Consider the following 22880-nt stretch of genomic DNA (forward strand, 5'->3'; position numbering starts at 1 on the left):
CCCGCGGAGCGGGACAGGACCCGGCAAGCCGGGTCCTAGAATACGCAGCGCGCAAGCGCGCTGCTTATTCCCGCGCAAGCGCGGGAATAGAATTCCGCAAGCGGAATTCTTGAAGTTGGTAATTCGCGCAAGCGTGAATTGTGAACACCCGCGCAAGCGCGGGTGTCAAGGCTGGCAGCAGGGGAGGGTGGCGGGTGCCGGACTGTACGGGCTTGGGTTCCCAAGCGGGAACTTTACTGTGAGGATGTGACGCTCCGTCAGAATGACTGAGCGTCGGCCCTGATACAGGGATGGGCTCCGCTGCGCTCCGCCCGGGGCTTCCTCCATCGCACCCAAAACCGGCCTGACACGTTCCCTAATGTCCTATCAGCATACAGGGGGAGACAAAAACTGAGGAAGTGTCACCAAGAATAGCGAACGTTGTGCAGGAGCGATGCATCAAAGCAATTTACTGTGTAGCGTTTGGATTCATACCGCGCTACCCCAGCCCGCCAAAAATTCAGCAGATGGAATCCTGACTAAGGGCTGTCCCGCAAAGACCCCTCATAGCTCCGGGAACGGCAGGGTGTCGTCCATCACCTGCAACAACTTCCGAGCAGGTGTCGCTTCCTCTGGCCGTACGGAGGAGGCGACGCCCTCGATGACTGACCGGCCTGCGTACACGGCTGTCCTTGAGGCCGTCTCCCAGTCGGTTTGCTGCCGGTAGCTCGCGTCGTGCTTGCGGTCCTGGGTCGCCGCAGCGGCGGAGTGCCACTGGTCGGTCCGGTAGATGCTTCCCAGCAGGTCCAACAACTCGGCCTTGCAGGCCACATCCGGGGACCCGGCCAGTTCGAGAAGGAACGGGACCGTGGGAGCTGTCGCCTCGCCGACAACGAACCCCAGCGCACAGATGGCATCGCCCAGGTCATCGATGGCGATGCGGGCCGTGTCCTCGTCCCCGTATGCGATCCGAGACAGCAGAGGGGGGATACCGCCGGCTGCGGCGCCCGTCGCGTCGCGCAGTTCTCCCCAGCGGACCCCGGACAGGCTCCTCAACAGACTTCCCACGCCATGCTCCTCATCAGATCCCCGTGCCGGCCCCGGCGGTGCCTTGAACATGGTGCGGCTATGGATGAGGCCCTGGCCAGGCGACCTATGACCGGGTGGTGCAACAGGCCACCGGCTGACGCCATGATCTTGCTGTGACTGGAGTGATCACGGCGTCGGCCCCATCCTGGATAGCCCCGTTCACCGGGCTGCGCCCGCGCTGCTTCGGCAAGCTGGTGACCGCGCTGCGCCGCGAGGGAGCCGACGAGGTGCGGCGGGGCCGGCCGTGGAGGCTGCCGCTGGAGGACCGGGTGCTGCTGGTCACGACGTACTGGCGCACCAACTTGACGCTGCGCCAGCTTGCCCCGCTCTTCGGGGTATCGAAGTCCGCGGCCGACCGCGTCATTAGACACCTCGGCCCCCTACTCGCGCTCCGGCCGCGCAAGCGGTTCCGCAGGGACACCGTGCTCATCGTGGACGGCACCCTGGTACCCACCCGGGACCACACCGTGGCGGAGCAGTCCAAGAACTATCGGTACTCGACGAATCACCAGGTCGTCATCGACGCCGACAGCCGCCTGGTCGTCGTGGTCGGCCGGCCGCTCGCCGGGAACCGCAACGACTGCAAAGCGTGGGAGGAATCTGGCGCCAAGGCCGCCGTCGGCAGGACCATGACGATCGCCGACGGCGGCTACCCGGGCACCGGACTTGTCATGCCTCACCGTCGGCGAAAGGGCGAAGAGCTGCCCAAGTGGAAGGAGGCGCACAACAAGTCCCACAAGCAGGTCCGTGCCCGTGTTGAGCACGTCTTCGCCCGGATGAAGACCTGGAAGATCCTCCGCGACTGCCGCCTCAAAAGCGACGACGTTCACCACGCCATGCTCGGCATTGCCCGGATGCACAACCTCACACTCGCCGGATAGACGAGCGGCGCACGACGGTCGGCCATGCCCGAGGCGACCCGGAGATCATTTGCGGGACAGCCCTTACGCCGTCCTGAGACCCCTCAGCCACAGAACAGAAGCCCCGACAAGGGATCGCAGAAAAACGACGTGCGGAGGTACCGAAGCCGAACGGCCCCCCAGGGCCGAGCGGCGGAACCCTCCACCGGTCCCAGCCACGCTCCATGGGCTTTTCAGCGTCACGGCCGGCACCGCCCGAGACTCAGCAACGCTGGTGCTGCCCGCGGTCCGCAGAGATCCCCGGAGCCGCACGCGAAGCCACCCCAGCCCCGTCCCGGAGCTAACTCAAAGCAGCTGGCGGGCCGCCGACGGATGGATCCGTGCCCCTTACCGCCCGACCGCAGCTTCGCCGCCTCATGGAACGGCTGGGGGCGCGCCTACGAAGGACCCGGTCAAGCCGTGCGTCTTCCACGGCGATGGGCATCTGAGCATGTCCCAGGTGATCGAGGACAACCTGTGGAAGTTCGAGTTGAGCGTGAAACGTCAGCAAGGCCGACGTTTTGACGAGCATTCCGTCAGGTGGTCTGAAGGCCCGCCATCAGATGGAGAGAGATGGACGTTTCCGCAGGTCAGGGCACCTGCAGTGAGTTACCTATGACTAGCCACGAGTGACATAAGACCTGCGGTGTGTCGCTTCTGGCTAGACACATCTCTCCTTGGAGGTCAGGATTCCTGACCTCCAAACCCTCTTGGAAGTCAGGAATCCTGACCTCTCGCGTAGGCCGTCGAGGCTGGCCGCGTGCTCGTGAGTGCCCGGTGGATCGAGCGCCAGGGAGGAGTTGTGTCACCCCGGGGGTGACACAACTCGCGCGAGAGGTCAGAAATGCCGACCTTGAGGTCAGGAATGCTGACCTTCTGCTACGTTGCCAGATGTCCGGGATCTTGGAACTTTGGAGAGCTGCTCGTGTCCGAGCCACAGCGCCGTCGGCGCGCCGCCAAGCCCGCGCCGAACCCCGGGCTGGATCCGGACGATCCGCTGGCAGCACTCGGCAAGCGGCTTCGGAAGATCGAGGGCCTGGACGACCTGGCGCGTACCTACCCCGGCCGGGACATCACGGTCGGCAGGCAACGCCAGCAGCTGGAGTTCTACTCCGGCCCGGACCGGCCCAACGCCTTCGCAATGGTGGCGCTGGAGTTCTTCTTCGTGATCGCCCAGTACTACCGCGAGGCGCTGCCGCTGCGGCTGATCCTGTTGCTGATCGCCGGGCAAAGGGCTGGCGGACGGATCCCGCTCACCCAGGACGACATGGCGCAGCTCCTGGACGTGCCGCGCCAGAACGTGAACGCGGCGCTGGGCGAGATCATGGGCCACGGCATTGTTCTCAAGATCACGCGAGGCGTGTACCAGTTCAACCCGCCGTACTCCTACGTCGCGGCCGAACTGGTCCGGCTCTCGGACGGCAGCACTGAGTATGTTCAGGTCAACCAGGCAGACGCGCTGAAGGAACTGCGCGCCGAGAAGCTCCCGGACCTGGTGCGCTACCCGTCGCTCCAGCACATGCGCGAGGCGGTCGACGCGTTTCGTGAGGAGCGGTCCCGGAAGCGTCGGGACCGCCAGGAGCGGCTCAAGGCGCTCGCAGAGCAGAAGGAGGCACACGGTGAGTAGGGGACTGCTGTTCGCGACGGTCAACGCCGAGGGCGTCGTGGCCGCCCTGGATCTGCCCGGGCCGGCCTACCGCACCCTGTTCGCGCTGCGGTCCCGCAGCGAAGCTGGCGGCCGGGTGGAGATGGGGCAAAAACAAATCGCTGTGCTGCTCGGCCTCAGCCGTCCCAGTGTCACCTCCGGTCTGCGCCATCTGATACTCGCCCGCCTGGTGAAGAAGCAGCACAACGGGCTCTACCGCATCAACCCCATGCTCGCCGCGTACGAGACGCCCGCGGACGCCCGCGCCGCCATCGACGCCATGGACCCCGACGACCGCATGGACGACCCCGACTTCGTCGCCCGCTACCACCAGGCTGTCGAGGATTATCAAGAGCAGCTCGCCCTCGAACGTCGTAAGAAGATGCGTGTCGCCTGACTCTGCCTCGGAGAACGCGATCTGGCCCGCCCGCGCTCGGGGCGGCATCGAACGACGGCCGGGCGCTGGGCGGCGGCCGGGTCTCCGGCGCCGCGATGGCGGTTCCGGAGGTCAACACGAAGCCTGCCGAGGATTTCGCCGAGCAGCGACGGGCCCGGTTCGCCGCCCGGACAGCCGACCTCGCCGCCACCGGCTGACGAAGCCCGCCGAGGCCGTCACCGGCCCTCCAGCGGCTTCCTGGTCCCGCGAAGACCCCGAGGCGCTGCGCCCCTGGTGTAGCGCCTCCTTCACGCCCGCTCGTGATCAGGCCGGTAGCACTGGATAAACCGGGTTGTTCTGCTACTCCAGGACAACCCACGGCCCGGTCTGCGGGTGGCAGGAACCATGAAGGTCGACCGGCTCTCGTTGCTGGGCGCGATTGGCTTCGTTCGTGGGACGTGTTGTCCGGCGGCTGCGGGGGTGGTGGTCATTCGACTGTCAGCAGGAAGATCACTGTGGCCAGGCCGATGATGAGGGCGCACAGGACGGCGGCGATGAGGAGGGTGCCGGCGACGCGGGCGCTCAGCGTGCCCCAGAACTCTGCTCGCCGGCCGGCGGGGGTGTCGGTGCGCCAGTTCGACGGGATGTCGATGTGTCCGTCGGCGATGATCGACGCGGCCCTGCGTACGTCCTCCGGGTGGAAGTAGTAGAAGGTGGGCTCTGCTCCCCATGTGCCTCGGCTGGCTCCGCCGGAGGTGCGGACGCGGACGTCCGTGCGACGGGCCACGCCCGGGAGCCAGTCCTTGCGCACGGGCCACAGTTTCGCGACTTCGTCGCTGCTGAGCCAGGGTTCCTCCTGGTGGGCTGGTTCTGGTGTTCCCGGATTCGGTGTGTTGGGCATGGTTCCCCCCTCGATGAGGCAGACCTCCAGTACACATTCGCTGCGCTGCATGCCGGTAGGGGGCAGGGCCGGTCCTTCCGGGGCGTCAGGTAGGGGATGCAGACCTGTTGCCGGTCGGTGGCGACGATGGTGTGAGCCCGCCGGCACGTCGTGGAGGGCTTCCGAGGGCACTTGGGATCGGTCACCATGGAGGTCCGTCGGCGGCCCGAGGGTGGGGGTGGGCGAGGGTGGGAACGTTCTGGACGGGCAGTGGAGCGGGCCGGAGCAGGTCGGAGCAGGTCGGGCCCGCACCGTGGTTGGCGTTGGCCTGTCTGGTGGGGCTGTTTCTGGCTTACGTCGTGCTGGCGAACTTCACCTCGGAGCTGCGGGCGGCGCTGTGGGGTGAGCCCGGCACCGTGACCGAGGTCAGCTGCCGGACGTACGACAACACTGTGGCGAATGCGGGAACGTCGACGTCCTGCTCGGGTGTGTTCAGCCCGGACGGTGGCGGCTCGTCGTTCGACGTTCCCGTCGAGGGCGATGTCGATGTGCAACCGGTCCATGCGTGGCTGGTGGACGGTGCGTCGGGCACCGCGTACGTCTCGCCGACGGTGTGGGCCGGGGTGGTGCCGGTGGGGCTGTCCCTTCTCCTGGCCGGTCTCCCGGCGGCGGTGGCGGTGAGGCGTGTGCGCCGCGTTCACGCGCGGCGCCCTGGAGAGCCGCTTCGTGGATCGGACGCGGAGTCGGGTGCGTAACGGGCGATCGGCTGGCTGTACGGCTTCCGGCGTCTGCGCGTCCGTCAGGAGCTCTTAGTCTTCTCTTCTCGTTGCGTGTCGCGTTCCGCGGTAAGGAGAGCACAGGGGTGTCCGTGAGACTGCGTGACCACCAGGTCGAGGCTGTTGACGCCGTTGTGCGGGGGCTCGATGTCCCGCCGGGGGGTGTTCCCTGGGGCGGTCTGCGGGGGCAGGTGCATGCCGCGTGTGGGACGGGGAAGACCGTGATCGCGGCGGCGGCGGCGAAGCGGCTTGTGCCCAAGGGGCGGGTTCTGGTGTTGGTGCCGACGTTGGATCTTCTGACTCAGACGGTGCGGGTGTGGCGGGCGGCCGGGCATTCGGGGGCGGCGGTGGCGGTGTGTTCGCTGCAGGATGATGCGGAGTTGTGGAGCCTGGAGGTGCGTTCCACGACGAATCCGGTGCAGCTGGCGTTGTGGCACGGGCAGGGGCCGGTGATCGTCTTCGGGACGTACGCCTCGTTGGGGGTGTTGGCGGAGGCGTTCGAGGGGGCCTACGGGCAGCGGTTGGCGCCGATGGATCTGACGGTGGTCGATGAGGCGCATCGGACGTCGGGGTCGATGGGGAAGGCGTGGGCCGATGTCCATGACCAGGGTGTTGTTCCGTCGTATCGCCGGCTGTATCTGACGGCGACGCCGCGGATCTGGGAGGAGCGGCTGGATCGTGAGGTCGCGGAGGGGGTGCGGGACGCGCTGCCGCGTGAGATGGCGGCGTCGATGGATGACGAGGGGGTCTTCGGGCCGGTTCTCTACAAGCTGTCTCTGGCGTCGGCTGTGTCGCGGGGGTTGCTGGCGCGGTATCAGATCATCGTGCTGGAGTTGAGGGATCCGGTCGTCACGCCCGAGCGGCTGATGGGCGAGGGGCGGCACACCGAGGAGGTGCGCGGGCAGCGGCTCGGGGCGCTCCAGGCGGCGCTTCTGCACACCATGGCGCAGCACGGTCTCCAGACGTGCATCACCTTTCATCACCGGACGATGGAGGCGCAGGCGTACGCGGAGGGGTTGGAGCGTGTGGCGGCGAAGCTGCATGCTGACCGGCCGGAGGAGTATCCCGCTCGGATCTGGGCGGACTGGCTGTGTGGGGAGCATGTGCCCGAGCGGCGGCGGGAGGTGCTCGCCGAGTTCGGGACCACGGCGCGGCGGGCGGTGCTCTCGAACTGCAGGGTTCTGGGTGAGGGTGTCGATATTCGGGCCGTGGACTCGGTGGCGTTGTTGGATCCCAAGGGCGCGCCGCACGACATCGTGCAGGCGATCGGCCGGGCGCTGCGTCAGAAGCCCGGGGAGGGGAAGCTCGCCTCGTTGATCGTGCCGGTTTTCCTGCGGCCCGGGGAAAGGCCGGAGGACATGTTCACCTCGGGGTCGTACCGGCCTTTGGTGAAGGTGTTGGAGGGTCTGCGGGCTCATGATGAGGAGGCCGTGGAGCTGCTGGCTATTCCTCAGGAGCCGCAGAGGGACGTGGCGGAGCCGTCTGTGGACATCGGCGCGGTGCCGGGGGAAGGCGAGGAGGAGAACCGTCTTCTGTTGCGGTTCGCCGCTCCCAGGGATCCGGTGATGGTCGCGGAGTGGGTGTCCTTCAACGTGATCGACACGGAGAGGCAGGACTGGGCCCGTGGCTGGGCGAAGCTCAAGCAGTACGTCGAGCGGGAGGGCCATGCCCGGGTGCCGTACGGGCACAAGGAGGGTGCGACGCCCCTGGGGCAGTGGGTGGCGGAGCAGCGGCGGGCGTACGGGGCCGGGGAGATGAGCGGCCTGCGCGTCCGGCGGCTGGAGAAGCTGGGCATGGTGTGGTCGGTGGCGGATGAGCGGTTCCAGGAGAACCTTGAGGCCGCCAAGGCGTATTACGAGGAGCACTGGACGCTGTGCGCGCCTCGGACCGCCACTGCGCTGGACCGGCCGGTGGGGCAGTGGCTGGCGAATCTCCGGCGGCCCGGTGCGCTGGCCGGGAAGCCGGAGTGGGAGGCCGCGCTGCGGGAGGTCGACGAGGACTGGAATCCGTCGTGGCCGGCCCAGTGGCAGCGCCATTACGCGGTGGTGAGGGAGATGCTCGCGGAGGAGACGATCCTCGGCTACGTGGAACCCGGCGTCACCGTGCACGGGATGGACATCGGGAGGTGGCTGGCGCGGCAGCGCCGGCCCGAGGTGTGGGCTGCTCTGTCCGGGGGGCAGCGCGAGCGGTTGGAGGCCTTCGGCATCCTCCCGCATGCTCCAGAGGCGATGGAGCTCGCGAAGCCGGCCGCGTCGGCCGGGGGCGCCTTCGAGCGGGGTGTGGCCGCCCTCGCGCAGTACAAGGGCCGGACGGGCTCCCTGACCGTTCCCCGGGCGCATGTGGAGGCGTTGCCCGACGGGGCTGAGGTCAGGCTCGGCGTCTGGCTTTCGAACACCAAGAGCCGTCGGGCCGCGCTCACCGCCGACAGGCTCGCCGCGCTCGCCGGCCTGGGGTTGGAGTGGGCGGTGGCGTGATCGTGGTGGGGCCCCGGCAGGTGTCTTCACTGCCGGGGCCCGGGGGCGCGACCTCGTTACGGGGGGGGTACGGGGCCGCGGGGAGCGGTGGGGGGAACCGCTCGGGGCAGCATAGGGGTGGGGTGGGGGGCGGGTGTGCGGGTTTGGGTGGGGGGTGGCTGGAATATGCCGTAGGGGAATGCGGGTGTTCGGGTGGGATGCGGCATAGGGGGTCTGGGGGCGGGGACCGCACGGCAGGAGGTGCGGAGTTGTCGGGGGGATGGCGAGTATCGGGCGTGGGCCGACCGGCCTGATCGTTGTTCTGCCGAAGGAGCAGTCATGAAGCCCGGACGTCTTGGCGTCTACCTGACGGCCGCCGCCACCGCGTTTGGTGTGGCCCTGATCCCGCAGTCCGGAGCGTCCGCCACGGTCGCGGCCACGGACTGCACGTACACGCACAGCGGCCAGGTTCCGCTGAACGACCTGGGCACGGGGACGTACAACGGGCTTACCGGTGGTCTCTACCCGGGCGGGAGCAACGTCCGGCCGACGGCGCACACGAACGCCGGTGTGAGCATCGCGCAGAACCAGGTGCTGCCGCGGAACGCCTCCGGGCAGGTGGACCTGGTGAACGGCAAGGTCGTGCTGATCTCGATCGGCATGTCCAACACCACGCAGGAGTTCCAGAAGTTCATCGCGTCGGCGAAGGCGTACGGGAACCTGAGCGACAAGCTGGTGATCGTCGACGGTGCGCAGGGCGGCAAGGACGCCAGTGCCTGGGCGAACCCGACGGACGCGACGTGGTCGGTGCTCGCCTCCCGGCTGTCGACCGCCGGGGTGACTCCGGCCCAGGTGCAGGCGATGTGGCTCAAGGAGCAGTTCATCGGGGACAACCTGGGGGCGTTCCCGCAGGGTGCGCAGAACCTGCGTGACTCGCTCGCCGCGATCTCGCGCAACGCGCGCGCGAAGTACCCGAACCTGGCGCTCGGCTATGTCGCGAGCCGCATCTACACCTACGACCCGGTGCGCAGCGCGGGTGCCTACCAGCAGGGCTGGGCGGTGAAGAAGCTGATCCAGGACCAGATCAACGGGGCTTCGGACCTGACGTACGGTTCGGGTGGCGTCGCGCCGTGGCTGTCGTGGGGTCCGTACATGTGGGCGGACGGTCTGGGCGCTGACGGTGTGGCCGGTGGGACGCCGGGGCGCAGCGACGGTCTGGAGTGGGCGTGCTCGGATCTGGAGTCCGACGGGGTGCACCCGTCCGCGACCGGTGAGCAGAAGGTCGCGAACATGCTCCTGAACCAGCTGTCGACGGACCCGTCGTCCACGCCCTGGTTCAACAAGTAGGCCGGGGGGGGGATCGTCCATGCCGCACATTGACGTTCCGGCTCCGGTGCCGGGGATCCGTGGGCTGATGGCCGCCAAGCCGGCTTCGGGTCGTCGGCTCAGTGAGCTGGCCGAGCAGTTGTTGCGGGCCGCGTCGCCGTTGACGGTGGCCGAGCGGGAGCTGATCGCCGCGTATGTGTCGTACCTGAACGGCACTCCGTACTGCACGGGGTCGCACACGGCTGCCGCCGCGCATGCGTTCGGTGGTGACTACGCGCTGGTGCGGGCCGTGCAGCGTGATCCGGCGACGGCGCCGGTGAGCGAGCGGATGCGGGCCCTGCTGGCGATCGCCGGGAAGGTGCGGGCGAACGGCCGTGAGGTGACGGAGCAGGACGTGGCGGCGGCCCGGGCCGCGGGGGCGGACGACGAGGCCGTGCACGACACGGTGCTGATCGCGGCGGCGTTCTGCATGTTCAACCGGTACGTCGACGGGCTCGCGGCGATCACCCCGGAGGATCCGGCGGTGTACGACGAGATCGGGGCGACGCTGGTGGGTCAGGGGTATCTGCCGCAGGGCGTCGCCTGACGGGAGCGGACGTGCCATGAGGGCTCCGGCGGCTGGGTGCCGCCGGAGCCCTTCGTCGTGCTGTGGGGCCGGGTGCGTGTGCCGGGGACCGGCCCGTTTCAGGCGGCGAGGACCTGGTCGTCGGCGCGGGGCGTGTCGGAGGCGGTGCGGCGGCGGGCGAGCAGGGACGCCGGGAGGGACATGAGGACGGCGGTCATCATGCCGGCGACGAACCAGGCGGAGGCGTCGTGTTCGGCGGCGTAGGCCGCGGCGGCGGGGCCGATGCCGCCGAGGACGGCGCCCGTGACGGCGTTCGGCAGGCCGGTGCCCAGGGCGCGGACCGAGGGCGGGAAGATCTCCGTGAGGAGCTTGGGCAGGACGGTCGTCGCGCAGACGAGGTAGACGACGCCGGAGCCGTAGGTGAACAGCAGGCTGGCGAAGGTGCCGGTCATGGTCAGGTACGAGACGGAGCCGGTGACGGCGAACAGGACGCTGGCGGCGACGAGGAGACGGGCGGCGCCGATCCTGTCGGCGAGCAGGCCGATCGGCACGTTGAGCACCAGCATCAGGGCCGTGGCGGTCATGGCGACCCCGAACATCGTGCCGGGCGGGGCGAGGCGGCCGCCGAGCGCGGGGACGACCGCGGTCCAGGTGCCGCCGACGGCGCCGGATCCGGCGACGAACAGGACGGCCAGGAGGACGTCGCGGCGGTGGGTGACGAGGACCTGGCGCAGGGAGCCGCGGTCGCGGCGGCCCTGGACCTGGCGCCGGAAGACCTCGGTCTCGGCGAGTCGGCTGCGCAGGACCAGCAGGACCAGGCCGAGGACGCCGCCGAGGAGGAAGGGGACGCGCCAGCCCCAGTCGGTCATGGCGGCGGGCCCGAGGGCGGCGGTGAGGACGCCGCCGAGGAGGGAGGCGGTGAAGGCGCCGGCGCAGGTGGTCAGGGAGAACAGGCTGCCGTAGGTGGCCTTGCGGCGCTCGGGTGCCACCTCCATCAGGTACGCGGCCGCGGCGGGCCATTCACCGCCGTGGGAGATGCCCTGGGCCATGCGGGCCAGGAGCAGCAGCACGGGGGCGAGCAGGCCGATGTGGGCGTGGGAGGGGGTGACGCCGATGAGGAGCGAGCCGCCGGACATGAGGGAGACGGCCAGCATGAGGGCGGGGCGGCGGCCGCGGCGGTCGGCGTAGCGGCCGAGGAGGATGCCGCCGAGGGGGCGCATGAGGACGCCGACGCCGAGGACCGCGAAGGCGCCGAGGAGGGAGGTGAGGGAGTTCCCTGAGGGGAAGAACTGGGCGGCGAACAGGGGCGCGAAGAGGCCGTAGCCGAGCCAGTCGAAGGATTCGATGAAGTTGCCGACGACGGTGGCGGTGACCGCTCTGCGGTGGGCCTTCTTCGGGGAGTGCGCAGACATGACGGGCCGCTTCCCTTTCAGACGGCGGCGGCGTAGCCGTGGGTGGTGATCCGCCGGCCCGCCTCCTCGTAGTAGCCGGGCGCGGTGGGCAGTGCGGTGGCCAGGCCGCTGACGTAGCGGTTGTACATGCAGAAGGCGGCCGCGATGAGCACGGTGTCGTGGATGTGGGTGTCGGTGGCGCCTTCGGCGCGGGCGGCGGCGATGGTCTCGTCGCGGACGGGCGCGGCCTGTGCCTGGATCTCGGCGGCGATCCGCAGGAGGGCCCGCAGCAGGGGGGTGAGGGGGGCGGTGTCGGGGTCGTGCTGGACGGCCTTGACCAGGTCGATGCCGCCGTCGAGCTGGGCGGCGGCGGCCGCGCCGTGGGTGTCGGCGCAGAAGCGGGTGGCGTTGAGTTCCGAGACGTAGGCGGCGATCAGTTCGCGTTCGCCGCGGGTGAGGGGCGAGTCGCCGCGCAGCAGGGCGTCGGCGACGGCGTTGAGCGGGGCGGCCGTGTCGGGGCGGTCGGTCATCAGTCCCCTGATGCCGGGGAGGTCGTTGGCGATCCGGATGTGCGGCACGGGGCGTCCTTCGGTCGGGGGGTGTGGTCGCCTCATCGTTGGCAGTCCCGGTGCCGTGGGCCAACTTCCCTCGTGCGGAGTTTCGTTGCGGTTCAGCGGCGGCCGTTTCGGCGGGCCTGCTTGCTGACGGCCTTCCACTGGCGGCGCATGTCGGCCATCTCGGCGGGGTCCTCGCGGCGGCGGCGGTAGGCGATCTCGCCCTGGAGCTTGCGCCAGGTGGCGAGGCGGTCGGGGGACAGCGTGCCGGTGCCGACGGCTTCGGTGACGGCGCAGCCGCCGTCGCCGTCGTGGCCGCAGTCGCCGTACCGGCAGTGGGCGGCGAGGGCGGCGATGTCGGTGAAGACGTCGTCGACGGCCTCGGGGCCGGCGGCGACCTCCAGGGAGCGGATGCCGGGGATGTCGAGGAGGACTCCGCCGGAGGCGAGGAGGTGGAGGCGGCGGGTGGTGGTGGTGTGGCGGCCTCCGGCGCGGCCGACGGCGGCGACCGCTTCGGTGGTGCCTTCGAGGGCGTTGAGGAGGGAGGTCTTGCCCGCGCCGGAGGGGCCGAGCATGACCGCGGTGGTGCCGGGGCCGAGGTGGGAGCGGAGGGTGTCGAGGCCGTGGCCGGTGAGGACGCTGACGGGGATCACGGGGACGCCGGGGCTGAGGAGTTCGGCGGCCCGGGTGTCCTCGGTGCCCGCGTCGTCGGTGGTGTCGCTCTTGGTGAGGACGAGGACGGGCTGGGCGCCGCTGTCCCAGGCCATGACGGAGAGGCGTTCGACCATGGCGGCGTTGAGGCCGCCGGCGAGGGGGACGACGACGAGGACGGTGTCGATGTTGGCCGCGAGGATCTGGCGGCCGTGGCCGGCGCCGGAGCGGGTGAGGACGGCGCGGCGGGGGGCGACGGCGTGGACGCGGCCGTCGGCGCCGAGTTCGACCCAGTCGCCGGCGACGGGGGTGAGGGGCAGGGCGGGGGCGATGGGCGCGGTGTGCGCGGTGAGGGTGCCGTCGGCTTCGGGGCGCAGGACGTCGCAGACGGTGCCGTGGTGGACGACGACCCGGGCGGGGGTGCCGGTGGTGTGCGGGGTGTCGGTGTCGGTCCAGCCGAGCCGGGTGAGGGCGTCGGGGGCGGTGAGCGTGTCGGTCATGGGGTGTCCTCGGTGATGAAGCCGGTCCAGGTGCGGCGCAGCCGGTCGCCGGCGGTGGTGTCGACGCGCTGGACGGCGTGCATGGTGTGGGCGCGGAAGACGACCAGGCGGTTGGGGCGCGGCAGGACGAGCGTGGGGTGGGTGGCGCTGTGGACGAGGGCGGTGCCGTCGGCGGCGTCGGCGCGGGACTCCTCGTCGACGAGGGCGAGGCCGCCTCCCCAGTCGGTGCTCCAGGTGCGGTGGGTGAAGTAGACGTACGCGCCGATGCGGCCGGCGCCGGCGTCGTTGTGCCAGGACAGGCGGGAGCCGGCGGGGTAGCCCCAGGCGCTGAGGGTGAGGGAGAGGCGGTCCGCCGCGTCGGGGGCGGCCAGCAGGTCGAGGTGGGCGGCGATCTGCTCCTTCACGGCGCGCTGCCAGCGGGGGGCGTCGTCGTCGGTGTGCGTCAGGCGCTGCTTGTCCTCGCCGCCGCGGTGGGCGAAGCCGTCGTACACGGGGTCGATGGTGCTGAGGACGGGCTTGAGGCGGGTGCGGGCGAAGGCGTCGGCGGTGGCCTCGAAGTCGGCTTCGGGCAGGAGGTCGTCGATGACGACGTAGCGGTCGCCGCGGGAGTGGACGCGGGCGTCGGGGTTGGTCGCGGGCGTGGCGAGGAGGGTGGCCGGGTTCATGCGGTCGCTTTCCTTCCGTGGCCGGCGAGGCGGGCGGCGGGGACGCAGAGCAGGACGAGCAGGACGCTGAGGCCGAGGAAGACGGTGTCGTAGTGGTCGGCGAACAGGCCGCCGAGGAGCATGCCGGCGGGGATTCCGGCGGCGTTGACGAAGTTGTCGACGGAGCCGAGGCGGGAGAGGTACCGCTCGGGGATCTCGCTCTGGTAGGCGGTGTCCCACACGATGCCGCAGGCGGCGGTGGTCAGGGCGCACAGGGCGAAGCTCGCGCCGAGGACGGCGGTGGGCAGTTCGTCGCGCAGGGTCAGGGCGACGAACTGCAGGACGGCGCCGAGGGTGACGACGACGGAGGCGGTCTTCCAGGGGTGCTGCCTGGTCGTCGACATGACGGCGAGGGAGCCGAGGAGGGAGCCGATCGCGAGGCAGGTGGCGAGGACGGACCAGGCTCCGGCGCCGCCGAGGGACTCGACGGCGATGACGGGTCCTGCGACGGCGGTGAGGCCGATGCCGAGGGAGACGACGAACCACAGGGCCATGCCGAAGGAGAACCACGGGAAGCGGGCCATGACGGCGAATCCGGCGCGGAAGCGGTGGTCCTCCTCGGCGGCCGGGGCGGTGCCGTCGGGGGCGGGGGCCGGGGCCGGGGCGGTGCGGCGGAGGGGGGTGTGCAGGCGGAGCAGGCGCAGGAGGCAGAGGAGGTTGACGGCGAAGGAGGCCACGTCGAGCCAGAGGATCCACGAGAAGCCGACGGTGTTCATCAGGACGCCCGCGAGGACGGGGCCGAGGAGGAAGGCGACGTCGGCGACGAGGGAGAGCAGGCCGTTGGCCCGCTGGAGGCGGTCCTCGGCGACGAGTTCGGGGGTCAGGCCGATCTGGGCCGGGTTGTACAGGGCGGTTCCCGCTCCGTACAGGGCGGCGGACAGGCACAGGTGCCAGCTCTGCACGGGCAGGGGGCTGACGACGACGACGGCGAGCGCGCCCTGGGCGAGCAGCCGCAGCAGGTCGGCGCCGATCATGACCTTCACCCGGTGGTGGCGGTCGGCGAGCCGGCCGCCGGTGGCGACGAGGAAGAAGCGGGCTCCCCAGAGGGAGAGCAGGACCCAGGTGAGCGCGGCGGCCGAGTGGGAGATCTGGTACGCGGCGAGGGCGAAGGCGACGGGGACGGGGGCGTCACCGGCCTTGGAGACGACGTGGCCCGTGAAGAACGTCGCGAAGCGGCGTTCGCGGAACATCGCGGCCTGGTCCTTGAGGGTGGCGGTGAGCACGGGGCGGGTCATCCTTCGCAGATCAGGAAGTCGTTGCGGGCGCCGAAGGCGACCAGGGCGCGCAGGTCGGCGTCGGGCAGGTCGCTGTCGGCGGCCAGCTGGTCGTAGGTCAGGGCGCCGCCCCGGGTGAGGAGGGTGACGGTGTGCTCCAGGCGGCGGTCGAGACGGATGCGCCGGCCCATGGTGGTGACCGTCAGGTGTTCGTCGCCGGTGGTGATGTACGGGGGGAAGCGGCTGGCCCAGCGGATCCGGGTGCGGGGGCCGACCTCGCCGGTCAGGACGCTGCGCAGGGAGGCTCCGGCGCGGCGGTCGGGGCGCAGGGCCAGGCGGGTGGTGAGCCACTCGGGGTCGGGGTCCGGTGCGGTGCCGCCGAGGAGTTCGTGGGCGGCGCGGGTCTCCTCGCGGACGTCGGCGAACGGCTCGTACCCGATGGTGAGGTGGACGGTGAGTTCCCCGGTGCCGGAGACGCGGTGGGCGGTGTCGCGCGGCAGGGACAGGCACGTGCCGGGGGTGAGGACGCGGTCGAGGCTGCCCGGGGCCAGGTCGCGGGAGCGCGCGCCGACGCGGGAGTCGACCTCCCAGTGCTTGCGGCCGAGGAGTTGCAGGACGAGGGCGTCGTGGTCGTCGCTGTGGACGTCGAAGGCGGACGTCTCGCCGGCGGTGATGTAGCAGTTGACCCAGGCGCGGGCGCGCAGCAGGTATTCGAGGGCCTCGCACAGCAGCATGACGCGCTCGTCGAGGGCTTCGAGGTGGCTGATGACGAGGGTCGCGCCGCGTTCGACGGCGCTGTGCAGGTAGGCGGGGACGAGGGCGGTGTGCAGGACCTCTCCGTCGCCGACGCGGGAGCGCATCCAGCGGCTGCGGTCGACCTGGCGGCCGGATTCGACGAGCCGGAAGTTGGTGGCGAGGGCTCCGGGCCGGGCGAGGGCGGACCAGACGCCGGCGAGCAGGGCCTCGTGGGCGGTGGTGTCGCTGCCGGGGGCGGGCTCGTGGAGGCGGACGCCGCCGGCGGGTGGCTCCTGGTCGCCGAGGCCGGCGAGGAGCGCCTGGGCGTGGGCGAAGGCGTCGAAGCCGGTCATGGCGCGATCACCGCTCCCACGCCGCAGAGGCTGAGCGCGATCTCCTCGCGGCGTTCCCGCGGGAGGCTCGCGGGCAGGACGGCGGTGAGCTCTTCGAGGGTGAAGGGGGTGTCCGAGGCGGTCGCCTTCTCCAGGTCGGTGAAGTCGGCGGGGCGGGGGCCGGGGACGATGAGGGTGCGGCCGCGGGCGACGAGGGTGGTGCCGCCGTGGCGGGGGGCGGCGGCGACCGCGCCGGGCCGGGACCAGCGCAGCGGGGTGCGGGGGCCGGGGGCGGTGCGGGGCAGCGCGGCCTGGTGGGGGCGGCTGACGTAGCCGTTGGTGCGCAGGCGGAGCTGGCCGAGGGCGATCTCGTGGGCGACGCGGTCGGCGAGCGAGGCGCCGGGGGTGTCGTCGTCGGTGAGGAGCGTGCGGGCGTGGTCGGCGACCTCGTCGGCGGCCGGGTGGGCGGCGAGGGTCTCGGCCGGGCGGGCGGTGCGCCACAGGGCCTCGGTGATCAGGGGCCGGGTCCTGACCGGGTAGAGGGTCAGTCCGAGGAACGCGGAGGGGCCGAGGTTGCGGAACACGTGGTACGTGTCCTGGGGGATGCAGAGGAAGTCGCCGGGCTGGAGCAGGTGGCGCTCGGCGGAGGCGAGGTGTTCCTCGATGTCGAAGGTGATGCGGCCGAACGAGGGGCTGGGCGTGATGCCGGAGGCGTCGAACGGGTTGTCGTGCCAGACCCAGACCTCCTTGGGGGAGGGTCCGAGGTGGAAGATGAGCGAGGGCTCGGAGTCCTTGTGGATGCCGAACGGGGTCCAGCCGGAGTGGGCGACGAAGGTGTACGCGTCGGTGCCGGAGGGCAGTTCGTGGGTGCCGTCGGTGACGAGTTCTCCGAGGAGCCGGGCGACTTCCGCGGCCAGGTCGAGGTTCCAGGACGAGATGTCGTTGACGGCCAGGCACTCCTCGTCGCCGTCGGCCGTGCGGGCCAGCCAGTCGACGGCGCTCTCCTCGTCGGCGAGGGGGGTGTCCACGAACCGCTTGGTCAGCCGGTAGTCGAAGGCGCCGGGGCGGAAGGCGCGCAGGCGCAGGTCGCCGGGGGCGCGGCGGGTAGCCGTGCGCAGGCTGTCGTCGATCAGCCGGGCGAGGTGTCCGGGGTCGGAGACCAGGCCGGGGAGGAACACGGTGCGGGCGAAGTCCGGGGCGTGCTCCGCCGCGAACGACTTCCAGGTCTGCGTGTCGATGCTCATCCAACTCACCACTCGTTCGGGGAAAACGGCCGACGCGGCCGGCTGTCCTCGGGGACGACCGGCCGCGTTACGGTGCGGGCCTCAGTGGCCGACGTCCTGACGCGGGCCGAACTCGGCCTCGAAGTCGTAGTTGTCGTCCTCGAGGATCTCCATGACGAGGTTCTTCTCGTTCTCCATGAGAGCATTTCCTTTCTGTTTGATTCATTAATTTCTCCCGCTGGGGCGGCGGGAATGATGCTGGAGCATTCAGTTGGAATCGAGCGGTCCGTCCGGCTGGGTGGGATTCGGTGTGCTTTCCGGTCCGTTCTGGAAATTACTCTGACACGGCCTCACAAGTGCTGTCAGTACTTTTCCGTGGCACAGAATGTCCTTGGCATCGTTGTGTCACACGAGGCCGCTGCGGGCGGCCTGGAGACCGAGCTGGAATCGGCTGTGGGCGCCCAGGCGCTCGGAAAGGCCGGAGATCATGCGGCGTTCGCTGCGCAGGGAGACGCCGAGTCTGCGGGCCGCCGCCTCGTCGGTGAGTCCCTCGGCCAGCAGCCGCAGCAGTGCGCGTTCCTGCGGGGTGTAGGCGGCCGGGCCGTCGGCCCCGCCGTCCGCGTCCGTGGACGCGAGGGGTTCCGCCTCGTCCCACAGATGCGTGAACAGGGCGCGCAGGCCGGTCAGGGCGCCGGGTTCGCGCAGGAGGACGGCCCCTCGGTCGGGGTCGTCCGGGTCCAGGGGGAGGGCGGCGCTCCCGCCGTCGACGATCCGCAGCTGGAGGGGGAGGGCGGGCAGGGTGCGGATCTCGGCGCCGGCCCGCGCCAGCCGGAGGACGGCCCGCCGGCGCTCGGGGGTGCCGTCGGTGCTGTCGAGGTGGAGGAGGCGGACCCGTACTCCCCGGGCGAGCAGGTCGAGGTGGAGGGGGACGTCGATCTCCCAGGGGCCGCCGCCGGACACCGTGGTGGGGGCGAGGGCGAGGAGCTCGCCGCGCGCCTCGCCGGTGAGGTCGGTCTGGAGCCGCCGGACGGCCTCGTCCCCGGTGAAGCGTTCCACGGCGCCGCCCCGGGGGTCCCGGCCGAGTGCCGAGTAGTCGGTGAGGAGGTCGGCGACCGCGGCGCGGCTCGCGTCGATCTCCAGCTGGGTGCGGGCGAGTTCGTTCTGCCGGCGGTCGAGGAGCGCGCCGAGCGCGGCCCGGGGCGGCACGAGCCGCGGGCCGCCGGAGGGGTCGGCGGTCGCCGTCGGGCGCAGCAACGCGAGGTCGGCCAGCGTGTCCAGTGCCCGGGCGACGGTGGGGCGGTCGGTGTCCAGGGCCTCCGCCAGGCGGTCCATACCCCAGGAAGGGTGTTCCAGCATCAGCCGGTAGACGGCCTCCGTGCTGGAGTCGAGTCCCAGTACGCGCAGCATCAGCGTCCCCCCGCGGTCGTCTGTGGGAACCGGGGCACATGCGTGCCACGGCATGTTCGTGGCCTCGCCTGGTCTGGGGCGGGGCCGGTGGCGTGCGGCACACTCGGGGTGTGCACCTCGTCGAGTTCGCCTTCGCCAAGCCGCCGGAAGCGCCGGACGTGTCCTCCGACGCTCTGCTGGCCGAGCTGTGGGCGGCGTGCGGGCCGGACGACGGCGTGGAGCACGTACGGGTCCACGCGAGCCGGGCCGGTGCCCGGGGTGTCGCCTTCCTGCTGGCCCCCGACGAGGCGGTCGCCGTACGGCGGTGCCGCGAGGTGTGCCGGCGTGCTCTGGCGCTGTCGCCCGCGCTGGGCGGATGGCGGCTCGCCGGGCCCGTGGAGGCATGACTCCGGGCCGTGGGACGTGCCCGTACCGGCACGACCACCTGCCCAAGTCTCCGCGTACCGCGGGTTGCTCCTTGCCACGTCCTCATTCTTGGACTAGCGGGCGGCGCGACGCTTCTCCCTGAGTGCGGAGCTGGCGGCGGCCGCCCGGGCGAGGTCCGCACGCTGGGAGTTGGCCTGCCGGTGCGCGGGTCCCGACGATGAGCCGGTCCGTACCCCACGCGAAGACGAGGACGCATCGGTGCCCCACATCGAGATCACCCATGATCTTCCCGGCATCAGCGGGTTGTTCGCCCAGCGCCCGGACACCGCGGGCGTGCTGTCGGAGCTCGCCGAGACCCTGCTGCGCAGTGGTCCGTCGCCGCTGATCCGGGGCGAGCGCGAACTGATCGCCGCCTATGTGTCGCACCTGAACCGCACCGCCTTCTGCGCCGGTTCGCACAGCGCGTTCGCGGCCGCGCAGCTGGAGGGCGGCGCCGAGCTGGTGGCGTCGGTGCTCGCCGACCCCGACACGGCGGCGGTCACCCCGCTGCTGCGGTCGCTGCTGAGGGTGGCGGCCGAGGTGCAGGCCGAGGCGGCCCCCGTCTCCGACGAGGCGATCGCCGCCGCCCGCGCCGAGGGCGCCACCGACACCCACATCCACGACACGGTGCTGATCGCGGCCGCGTTCGCGATGTTCAACCGGTACGTGAACGGTCTGGCCACGGACGTTCCGTCCGACCCGGCCTTCTACGGCGTGGCGGCCGAGCGCATCGTCCGGCGCGGCTACGGCGCCGCGCGCTGACGTCCGCGCCCGTCCACGCTGTCTTCCTCAGGAGGGTGACATGACCTGGTCCCACGCACACGTTCCCGACCAGAGCGGCAGGGTCGCGCTGGTCACCGGCGCTTCCGGCGGCATCGGTCTGGAGACCGCCCGCGTGCTCGCGGATCGCGGGGCGCACGTCCTGCTCGCCTGCCGTGACATCGGGCGGGGCCGTGCCGCCGCCGCCCGCGTCGGCGGCAGCACGGAGGTCGTCCGGCTGGACCTGGCGTCGCTGGACTCGGTGCGGGAGGCGGCGGCGCGGGTGCGCGGCCGGTACGAGCGCCTGGACCTGCTGGTCAACAACGCCGGGGTGATGTTCCCTTCGTACCGGCGTACGGAGGACGGCTTCGAGGCGCACTTCGGCGTCAACCACCTCGGGCACTTCGCGCTGACCGGTCTGCTGCTCGACCTGATGACCGCGGTGCCGGGCTCCCGGGTCGTCACGGTCGCCAGCCTCGCGCACCGGGCGGGTTTCGGGGCCCTGGACGAGAGCGCGGCCCGGTCGTCGGTCGGTCGGCGGTCGCTGACGGCGTACGGGCGTTCCAAGCTCGCCAACCTGCTGTTCGCGCGGGAGCTGGACCGCCGGCTCGTCGCGGCGGGTGCGGCCACGGCCTCGCTCGCCGCGCATCCGGGTCTGTCCCCGACCGGTCTGTGGCACGGCGACCCGCCCCGGGTCCTGCGGCCGGTGGCCGCGGCGGGGCTGCGGTGGCTGGCGCAGCCCGCGGACCTGGCGGCGCTGCCGTCGCTGCGCGCCGCCACCGACCCTTACGTGCCGGGCGGCGCCCACCTCGGTCCTTCGGAGCGCTTCGGGAGCCGGGGCGCGCCCGCTCCGGCCCGTTCCAGCCGGGCCTCCCGGGACGTGGCCGCGCAGGAGCGTCTCTGGCGGTTGTCCGAGGGGCTGACGGGCGTGCGGTACACGTTCGCGTCGGCCTCGGCGTCGGCGTTCGCGGAGACGGAGCCCGCCGAAGCGGTGTGTCCGGTGACGGGCGCGCGGGGGTGAGCGCGGTGCCGGAGGAGAGCATCGCGGCCGGTGTGGGCACGGGGATGGACCGGCGGGGAAGGTTCCGGCCGGTAGCGGCCTGGGCGTGGATGTGGCGGAACTTCGACACCGTGCTGCCGGACGTGACGGGCGCCGCCTGGCAGACGGACGACGCGGGGCTGCCCGCGCGGGTGGCGGAGGAGGAGGGGTACGCCCGCTTCACCGTCCACGGACCGTGGTGAGGGCCGACCTCACGAAGTGGAGGCGGGGCGTTCTTCCCGCGTGCTGAACACGCCGCCGGGGCGCCCTGGCGGGGCGTCGGCGTGCCTAGCGTGGCGCCACGTGTCCCCCACCCCCACAGCAGAAGGCGGCATGTCATGGCGCAGACAGCACAGAGGCCCGCACCCGTCCGTTCTCGGCCGCAACGGGTCGCGGCCGTCGGGCGGCCCGCCCCTTCCTTCTTCTTCAACGGCCATGTGCCGCGCCGCCGGGCCCTGGTCATCGCGGTCAGCGCGCTGTTCGGTTTCGCCCTGACGGTGGTGTGGTCGGCCGAGTTCGTCGACCGGACCATCGGCGACACGGTCGCGGACACGCTGCTGGGTCACACCGCCAAGGGCACCCCGATCTCCGGCGCCCTGGCCGGGGTCTTCTTCGCCCTGGTCACGGGCATCGCCGGCACGTTCACGGCGTGCAACATCGCCGTGTTCAGCGCGCTGGCACCGCTGACCGGCGGACGTTCCGCCTCGCGCCGGGGCCGGATGGCCGCCGCGCTGCGTCCGCTGGGGCAGCTCGCGGCCGGGGCGGTCGCCGTGTCGGCCGTGTACGGCATGGTGACGGCGATGTCCGGGACGGGCATGCCCCAGTTCGATCAGAGCCAGGGTGGCGTCCTGTCGGGGCGGCTGATCCAGGCGATGGTGGTCTACGGCCTCATCGGCCTGGTCATGACGTACCTGGGCCTTGCGGCGCTGGGCGTGGTGCGCGACCCGCTGGCGAAGCTGTCGCGGGAGTACCCGAGCGCGCCGATGCTGTTCGTGGGCGGTCTGATCGGCGCGTTCCTGGTCGGCCGTCCCTTCCCGCTGTTCCGCCAGCTGTTCCGGGACACGGCCGAGAGCCACAACGTGCTGTACGGGTCGGTGGCCTTCAGCCTCCAGACGCTGGGCAACATCCTCGTGATGTCGGTGCTGTTCCTCGCGGTGACCGGCCTGTTCGGGGACCGGCTGCACCGGTGGATGACGAAGCGGCCGAGCCGTGCCGCGGCGCTGATGGCGGCGGGGTTCATCGCGGCGGGCGTCTTCCTGGTCCTGTACTGGGACCTGCGGATCCTGGCCCGCCGGGACCTGATCTGGTACCCGATGGCTCCCTGGGCGGCCTGAACCGGCCCCGTACGCGCGTGTGGCCCGGCCCGGGACTCTCCGGGCCGGGCCTCACGCGTGGGGAGGATCAGGCCGCCACGGCGGCGGTGGAGGCGGTGGTGGAGGCCACGGCGCCGACGAGCTCGCCCGCCGCGTCGACGAGGTCGAGGGCGGTGAGCTGGGGGTCCTCGAGGACGGGGACGAGGTCGGCGAGGACCTGGGCGAAGCGGCCGTCGTTCTCGTACGTCAGCGCGATGCTGCCCTCCCACAGGGCCGCGCGGATGCGCCGCGGGGTGAGCATGCCGTCCCCGGCGGTGGAGGCGAGGAGCAGTCCGGCGACGCGGCCTTCGAGCCGGGTCGGGCGCCAGGCGCCGCTGAGGAAGTCGGCCATGAGCTCCTCGACGCGGCGGCGGGCCCGCTCGGTGGCGACGGGCTCCAGGAAGAGGCTGGTCTCGGACGGGGCGGTGATCGTGGACACGGTGGTTCCTCTCGGGGTGCGGACGGGACTAGTCGAGGCCGGCCGCCGCGCGCAGGGCGGCGGCGCGGTCGGTGCGCTCCCAGGTGAAGTCGGGCAGCTCGCGGCCGAAGTGGCCGTAGGCGGCGGTCTGGGAGTAGATCGGGCGGAGCAGGTCGAGGTCGCGGATGATCGCGGCCGGGCGGAGGTC

At 71.5% G+C, this 22880-nt stretch carries 24 protein-coding genes; 12 read left to right on the forward strand and 12 right to left on the reverse strand.

Features of this window, described 5'->3' with window-relative positions; translation table 11 throughout:
• Positions 1-543 precede the first annotated feature (543 nt).
• The gene (locus ACH4TP_RS40095; protein WP_398440696.1) at positions 544-1047 is read right to left on the reverse strand and encodes a hypothetical protein; all 504 of its coding nucleotides are present in this window, start codon (positions 1045-1047) and stop codon (positions 544-546) included.
• A gap of 134 nt (positions 1048-1181) precedes the next feature.
• Between ACH4TP_RS40095 and ACH4TP_RS40100 the strand changes: the two genes are divergently transcribed.
• From ACH4TP_RS40100 to ACH4TP_RS40110, 3 genes are all read left to right on the forward strand, one after another.
• The gene (locus ACH4TP_RS40100) at positions 1182-1949 is read left to right on the forward strand and encodes a transposase (protein ID WP_398440697.1); all 768 of its coding nucleotides are present in this window, start codon (positions 1182-1184) and stop codon (positions 1947-1949) included.
• Positions 1950-2892: 943 nt separating this feature from the next.
• Positions 2893-3594 carry a hypothetical protein gene (locus tag ACH4TP_RS40105; protein WP_398192567.1) on the forward strand — a complete coding sequence of 234 codons (702 nt, stop codon included), beginning with the start codon at positions 2893-2895 and terminating at the stop codon, positions 3592-3594.
• On the forward strand, positions 3587-4009 hold the full coding sequence (locus ACH4TP_RS40110; RefSeq protein ID WP_389239024.1) for a MarR family transcriptional regulator: 423 nt from the start codon (positions 3587-3589) through the stop codon (positions 4007-4009). The genes ACH4TP_RS40105 and ACH4TP_RS40110 overlap by 8 nt, the downstream gene beginning before the upstream one ends.
• Before the next feature lie 466 nt (positions 4010-4475).
• On the opposite strand, the gene ACH4TP_RS40115 is transcribed toward ACH4TP_RS40110, so the two are convergent.
• Positions 4476-4799, reverse strand: a complete 324-nt coding sequence (locus ACH4TP_RS40115) for a hypothetical protein (protein WP_398192565.1) — start codon at positions 4797-4799, stop codon at positions 4476-4478.
• Between the two features lie 392 nt (positions 4800-5191).
• On the opposite strand from ACH4TP_RS40115, the gene ACH4TP_RS40120 reads away from it, so the two are divergent.
• The 4 genes from ACH4TP_RS40120 to ACH4TP_RS40135 all read left to right on the forward strand — a co-directional run bounded on the left by ACH4TP_RS40120 (position 5192) and on the right by ACH4TP_RS40135 (position 10009).
• Positions 5192-5623, forward strand: coding sequence for a hypothetical protein (locus tag ACH4TP_RS40120; protein ID WP_398440698.1), 432 nt, complete (start codon positions 5192-5194; stop codon positions 5621-5623).
• A gap of 107 nt (positions 5624-5730) precedes the next feature.
• A complete protein-coding gene (locus tag ACH4TP_RS40125; protein WP_398440699.1) occupies positions 5731-8118 on the forward strand; it encodes a Helicase associated domain protein in 2388 nt (795 codons plus the stop codon).
• Between the two features lie 318 nt (positions 8119-8436).
• The gene (locus ACH4TP_RS40130) at positions 8437-9444 is read left to right on the forward strand and encodes a hypothetical protein (protein ID WP_398440700.1); all 1008 of its coding nucleotides are present in this window, start codon (positions 8437-8439) and stop codon (positions 9442-9444) included.
• A 19-nt stretch (positions 9445-9463) separates the two neighbouring features.
• Complete coding sequence (locus ACH4TP_RS40135; protein ID WP_398440701.1) at positions 9464-10009, forward strand: carboxymuconolactone decarboxylase family protein; 546 nt, start codon at positions 9464-9466, stop codon at positions 10007-10009.
• A gap of 98 nt (positions 10010-10107) precedes the next feature.
• Here the strand turns inward: ACH4TP_RS40135 and ACH4TP_RS40140 are convergent, their stop codons facing one another.
• The 8 genes from ACH4TP_RS40140 to ACH4TP_RS40175 form a co-directional block, all read right to left on the reverse strand.
• A complete protein-coding gene (locus ACH4TP_RS40140; RefSeq protein WP_398440702.1) occupies positions 10108-11400 on the reverse strand; it encodes an MFS transporter in 1293 nt (430 codons plus the stop codon).
• A gap of 17 nt (positions 11401-11417) precedes the next feature.
• Complete coding sequence (locus ACH4TP_RS40145; RefSeq protein WP_389239038.1) at positions 11418-11957, reverse strand: carboxymuconolactone decarboxylase family protein; 540 nt, start codon at positions 11955-11957, stop codon at positions 11418-11420.
• Positions 11958-12049: 92 nt separating this feature from the next.
• Entirely contained in the window at positions 12050-13084 is a 1035-nt protein-coding gene (rsgA, locus tag ACH4TP_RS40150; RefSeq protein WP_398440703.1) for a ribosome small subunit-dependent GTPase A, read from the reverse strand.
• A complete protein-coding gene (locus ACH4TP_RS40155) occupies positions 13081-13749 on the reverse strand; it encodes a 2OG-Fe(II) oxygenase (RefSeq protein ID WP_389239042.1) in 669 nt (222 codons plus the stop codon). The genes rsgA and ACH4TP_RS40155 overlap by 4 nt, the downstream gene beginning before the upstream one ends.
• Positions 13746-15011, reverse strand: coding sequence for an MFS transporter (locus ACH4TP_RS40160; protein ID WP_389239044.1), 1266 nt, complete (start codon positions 15009-15011; stop codon positions 13746-13748). The genes ACH4TP_RS40155 and ACH4TP_RS40160 overlap by 4 nt, the downstream gene beginning before the upstream one ends.
• An 8-nt stretch (positions 15012-15019) precedes the next feature.
• Positions 15020-16090 (reverse strand): JmjC domain-containing protein, encoded by a 1071-nt coding sequence (locus ACH4TP_RS40165; RefSeq protein ID WP_398440704.1) that lies wholly within the window; start codon positions 16088-16090, stop codon positions 15020-15022.
• Positions 16087-17313: a hypothetical protein gene (locus tag ACH4TP_RS40170; protein ID WP_389239048.1), complete on the reverse strand. Its 1227-nt coding sequence runs from the start codon at positions 17311-17313 to the stop codon at positions 16087-16089. The genes ACH4TP_RS40165 and ACH4TP_RS40170 overlap by 4 nt, the downstream gene beginning before the upstream one ends.
• Positions 17314-17697: 384 nt before the next feature.
• Positions 17698-18699 (reverse strand): hypothetical protein, encoded by a 1002-nt coding sequence (locus tag ACH4TP_RS40175; protein WP_398440705.1) that lies wholly within the window; start codon positions 18697-18699, stop codon positions 17698-17700.
• Between the two features lie 110 nt (positions 18700-18809).
• Here ACH4TP_RS40175 and ACH4TP_RS40180 point away from each other — a divergent pair, with 110 nt between their 5' ends.
• From ACH4TP_RS40180 to ACH4TP_RS40200, 5 genes are all read left to right on the forward strand, one after another.
• Positions 18810-19085: a hypothetical protein gene (locus ACH4TP_RS40180; protein WP_389239052.1), complete on the forward strand. Its 276-nt coding sequence runs from the start codon at positions 18810-18812 to the stop codon at positions 19083-19085.
• 238 nt (positions 19086-19323) lie between these two features.
• Positions 19324-19866: a carboxymuconolactone decarboxylase family protein gene (locus ACH4TP_RS40185; protein WP_389239054.1), complete on the forward strand. Its 543-nt coding sequence runs from the start codon at positions 19324-19326 to the stop codon at positions 19864-19866.
• 40 nt (positions 19867-19906) lie between these two features.
• Positions 19907-20884, forward strand: coding sequence for an oxidoreductase (locus ACH4TP_RS40190; protein WP_398440706.1), 978 nt, complete (start codon positions 19907-19909; stop codon positions 20882-20884).
• Positions 20885-20889: 5 nt separating this feature from the next.
• Positions 20890-21105: a hypothetical protein gene (locus ACH4TP_RS40195; RefSeq protein ID WP_389239058.1), complete on the forward strand. Its 216-nt coding sequence runs from the start codon at positions 20890-20892 to the stop codon at positions 21103-21105.
• A gap of 135 nt (positions 21106-21240) precedes the next feature.
• A complete protein-coding gene (locus ACH4TP_RS40200) occupies positions 21241-22236 on the forward strand; it encodes a hypothetical protein (RefSeq protein ID WP_398192541.1) in 996 nt (331 codons plus the stop codon).
• A gap of 67 nt (positions 22237-22303) precedes the next feature.
• Here the strand turns inward: ACH4TP_RS40200 and ACH4TP_RS40205 are convergent, their stop codons facing one another.
• Complete coding sequence (locus ACH4TP_RS40205; protein ID WP_389239062.1) at positions 22304-22693, reverse strand: hypothetical protein; 390 nt, start codon at positions 22691-22693, stop codon at positions 22304-22306.
• A 28-nt stretch (positions 22694-22721) separates the two neighbouring features.
• A partial coding sequence (locus ACH4TP_RS40210; RefSeq protein ID WP_389239064.1) for a methionine adenosyltransferase domain-containing protein occupies positions 22722-22880 on the reverse strand: 159 nt, incomplete at its 5' end.

The organism is Streptomyces sp. NPDC021012 (assembly GCF_044333355.1).
Classification (GTDB): domain Bacteria; phylum Actinomycetota; class Actinomycetes; order Streptomycetales; family Streptomycetaceae; genus Streptomyces.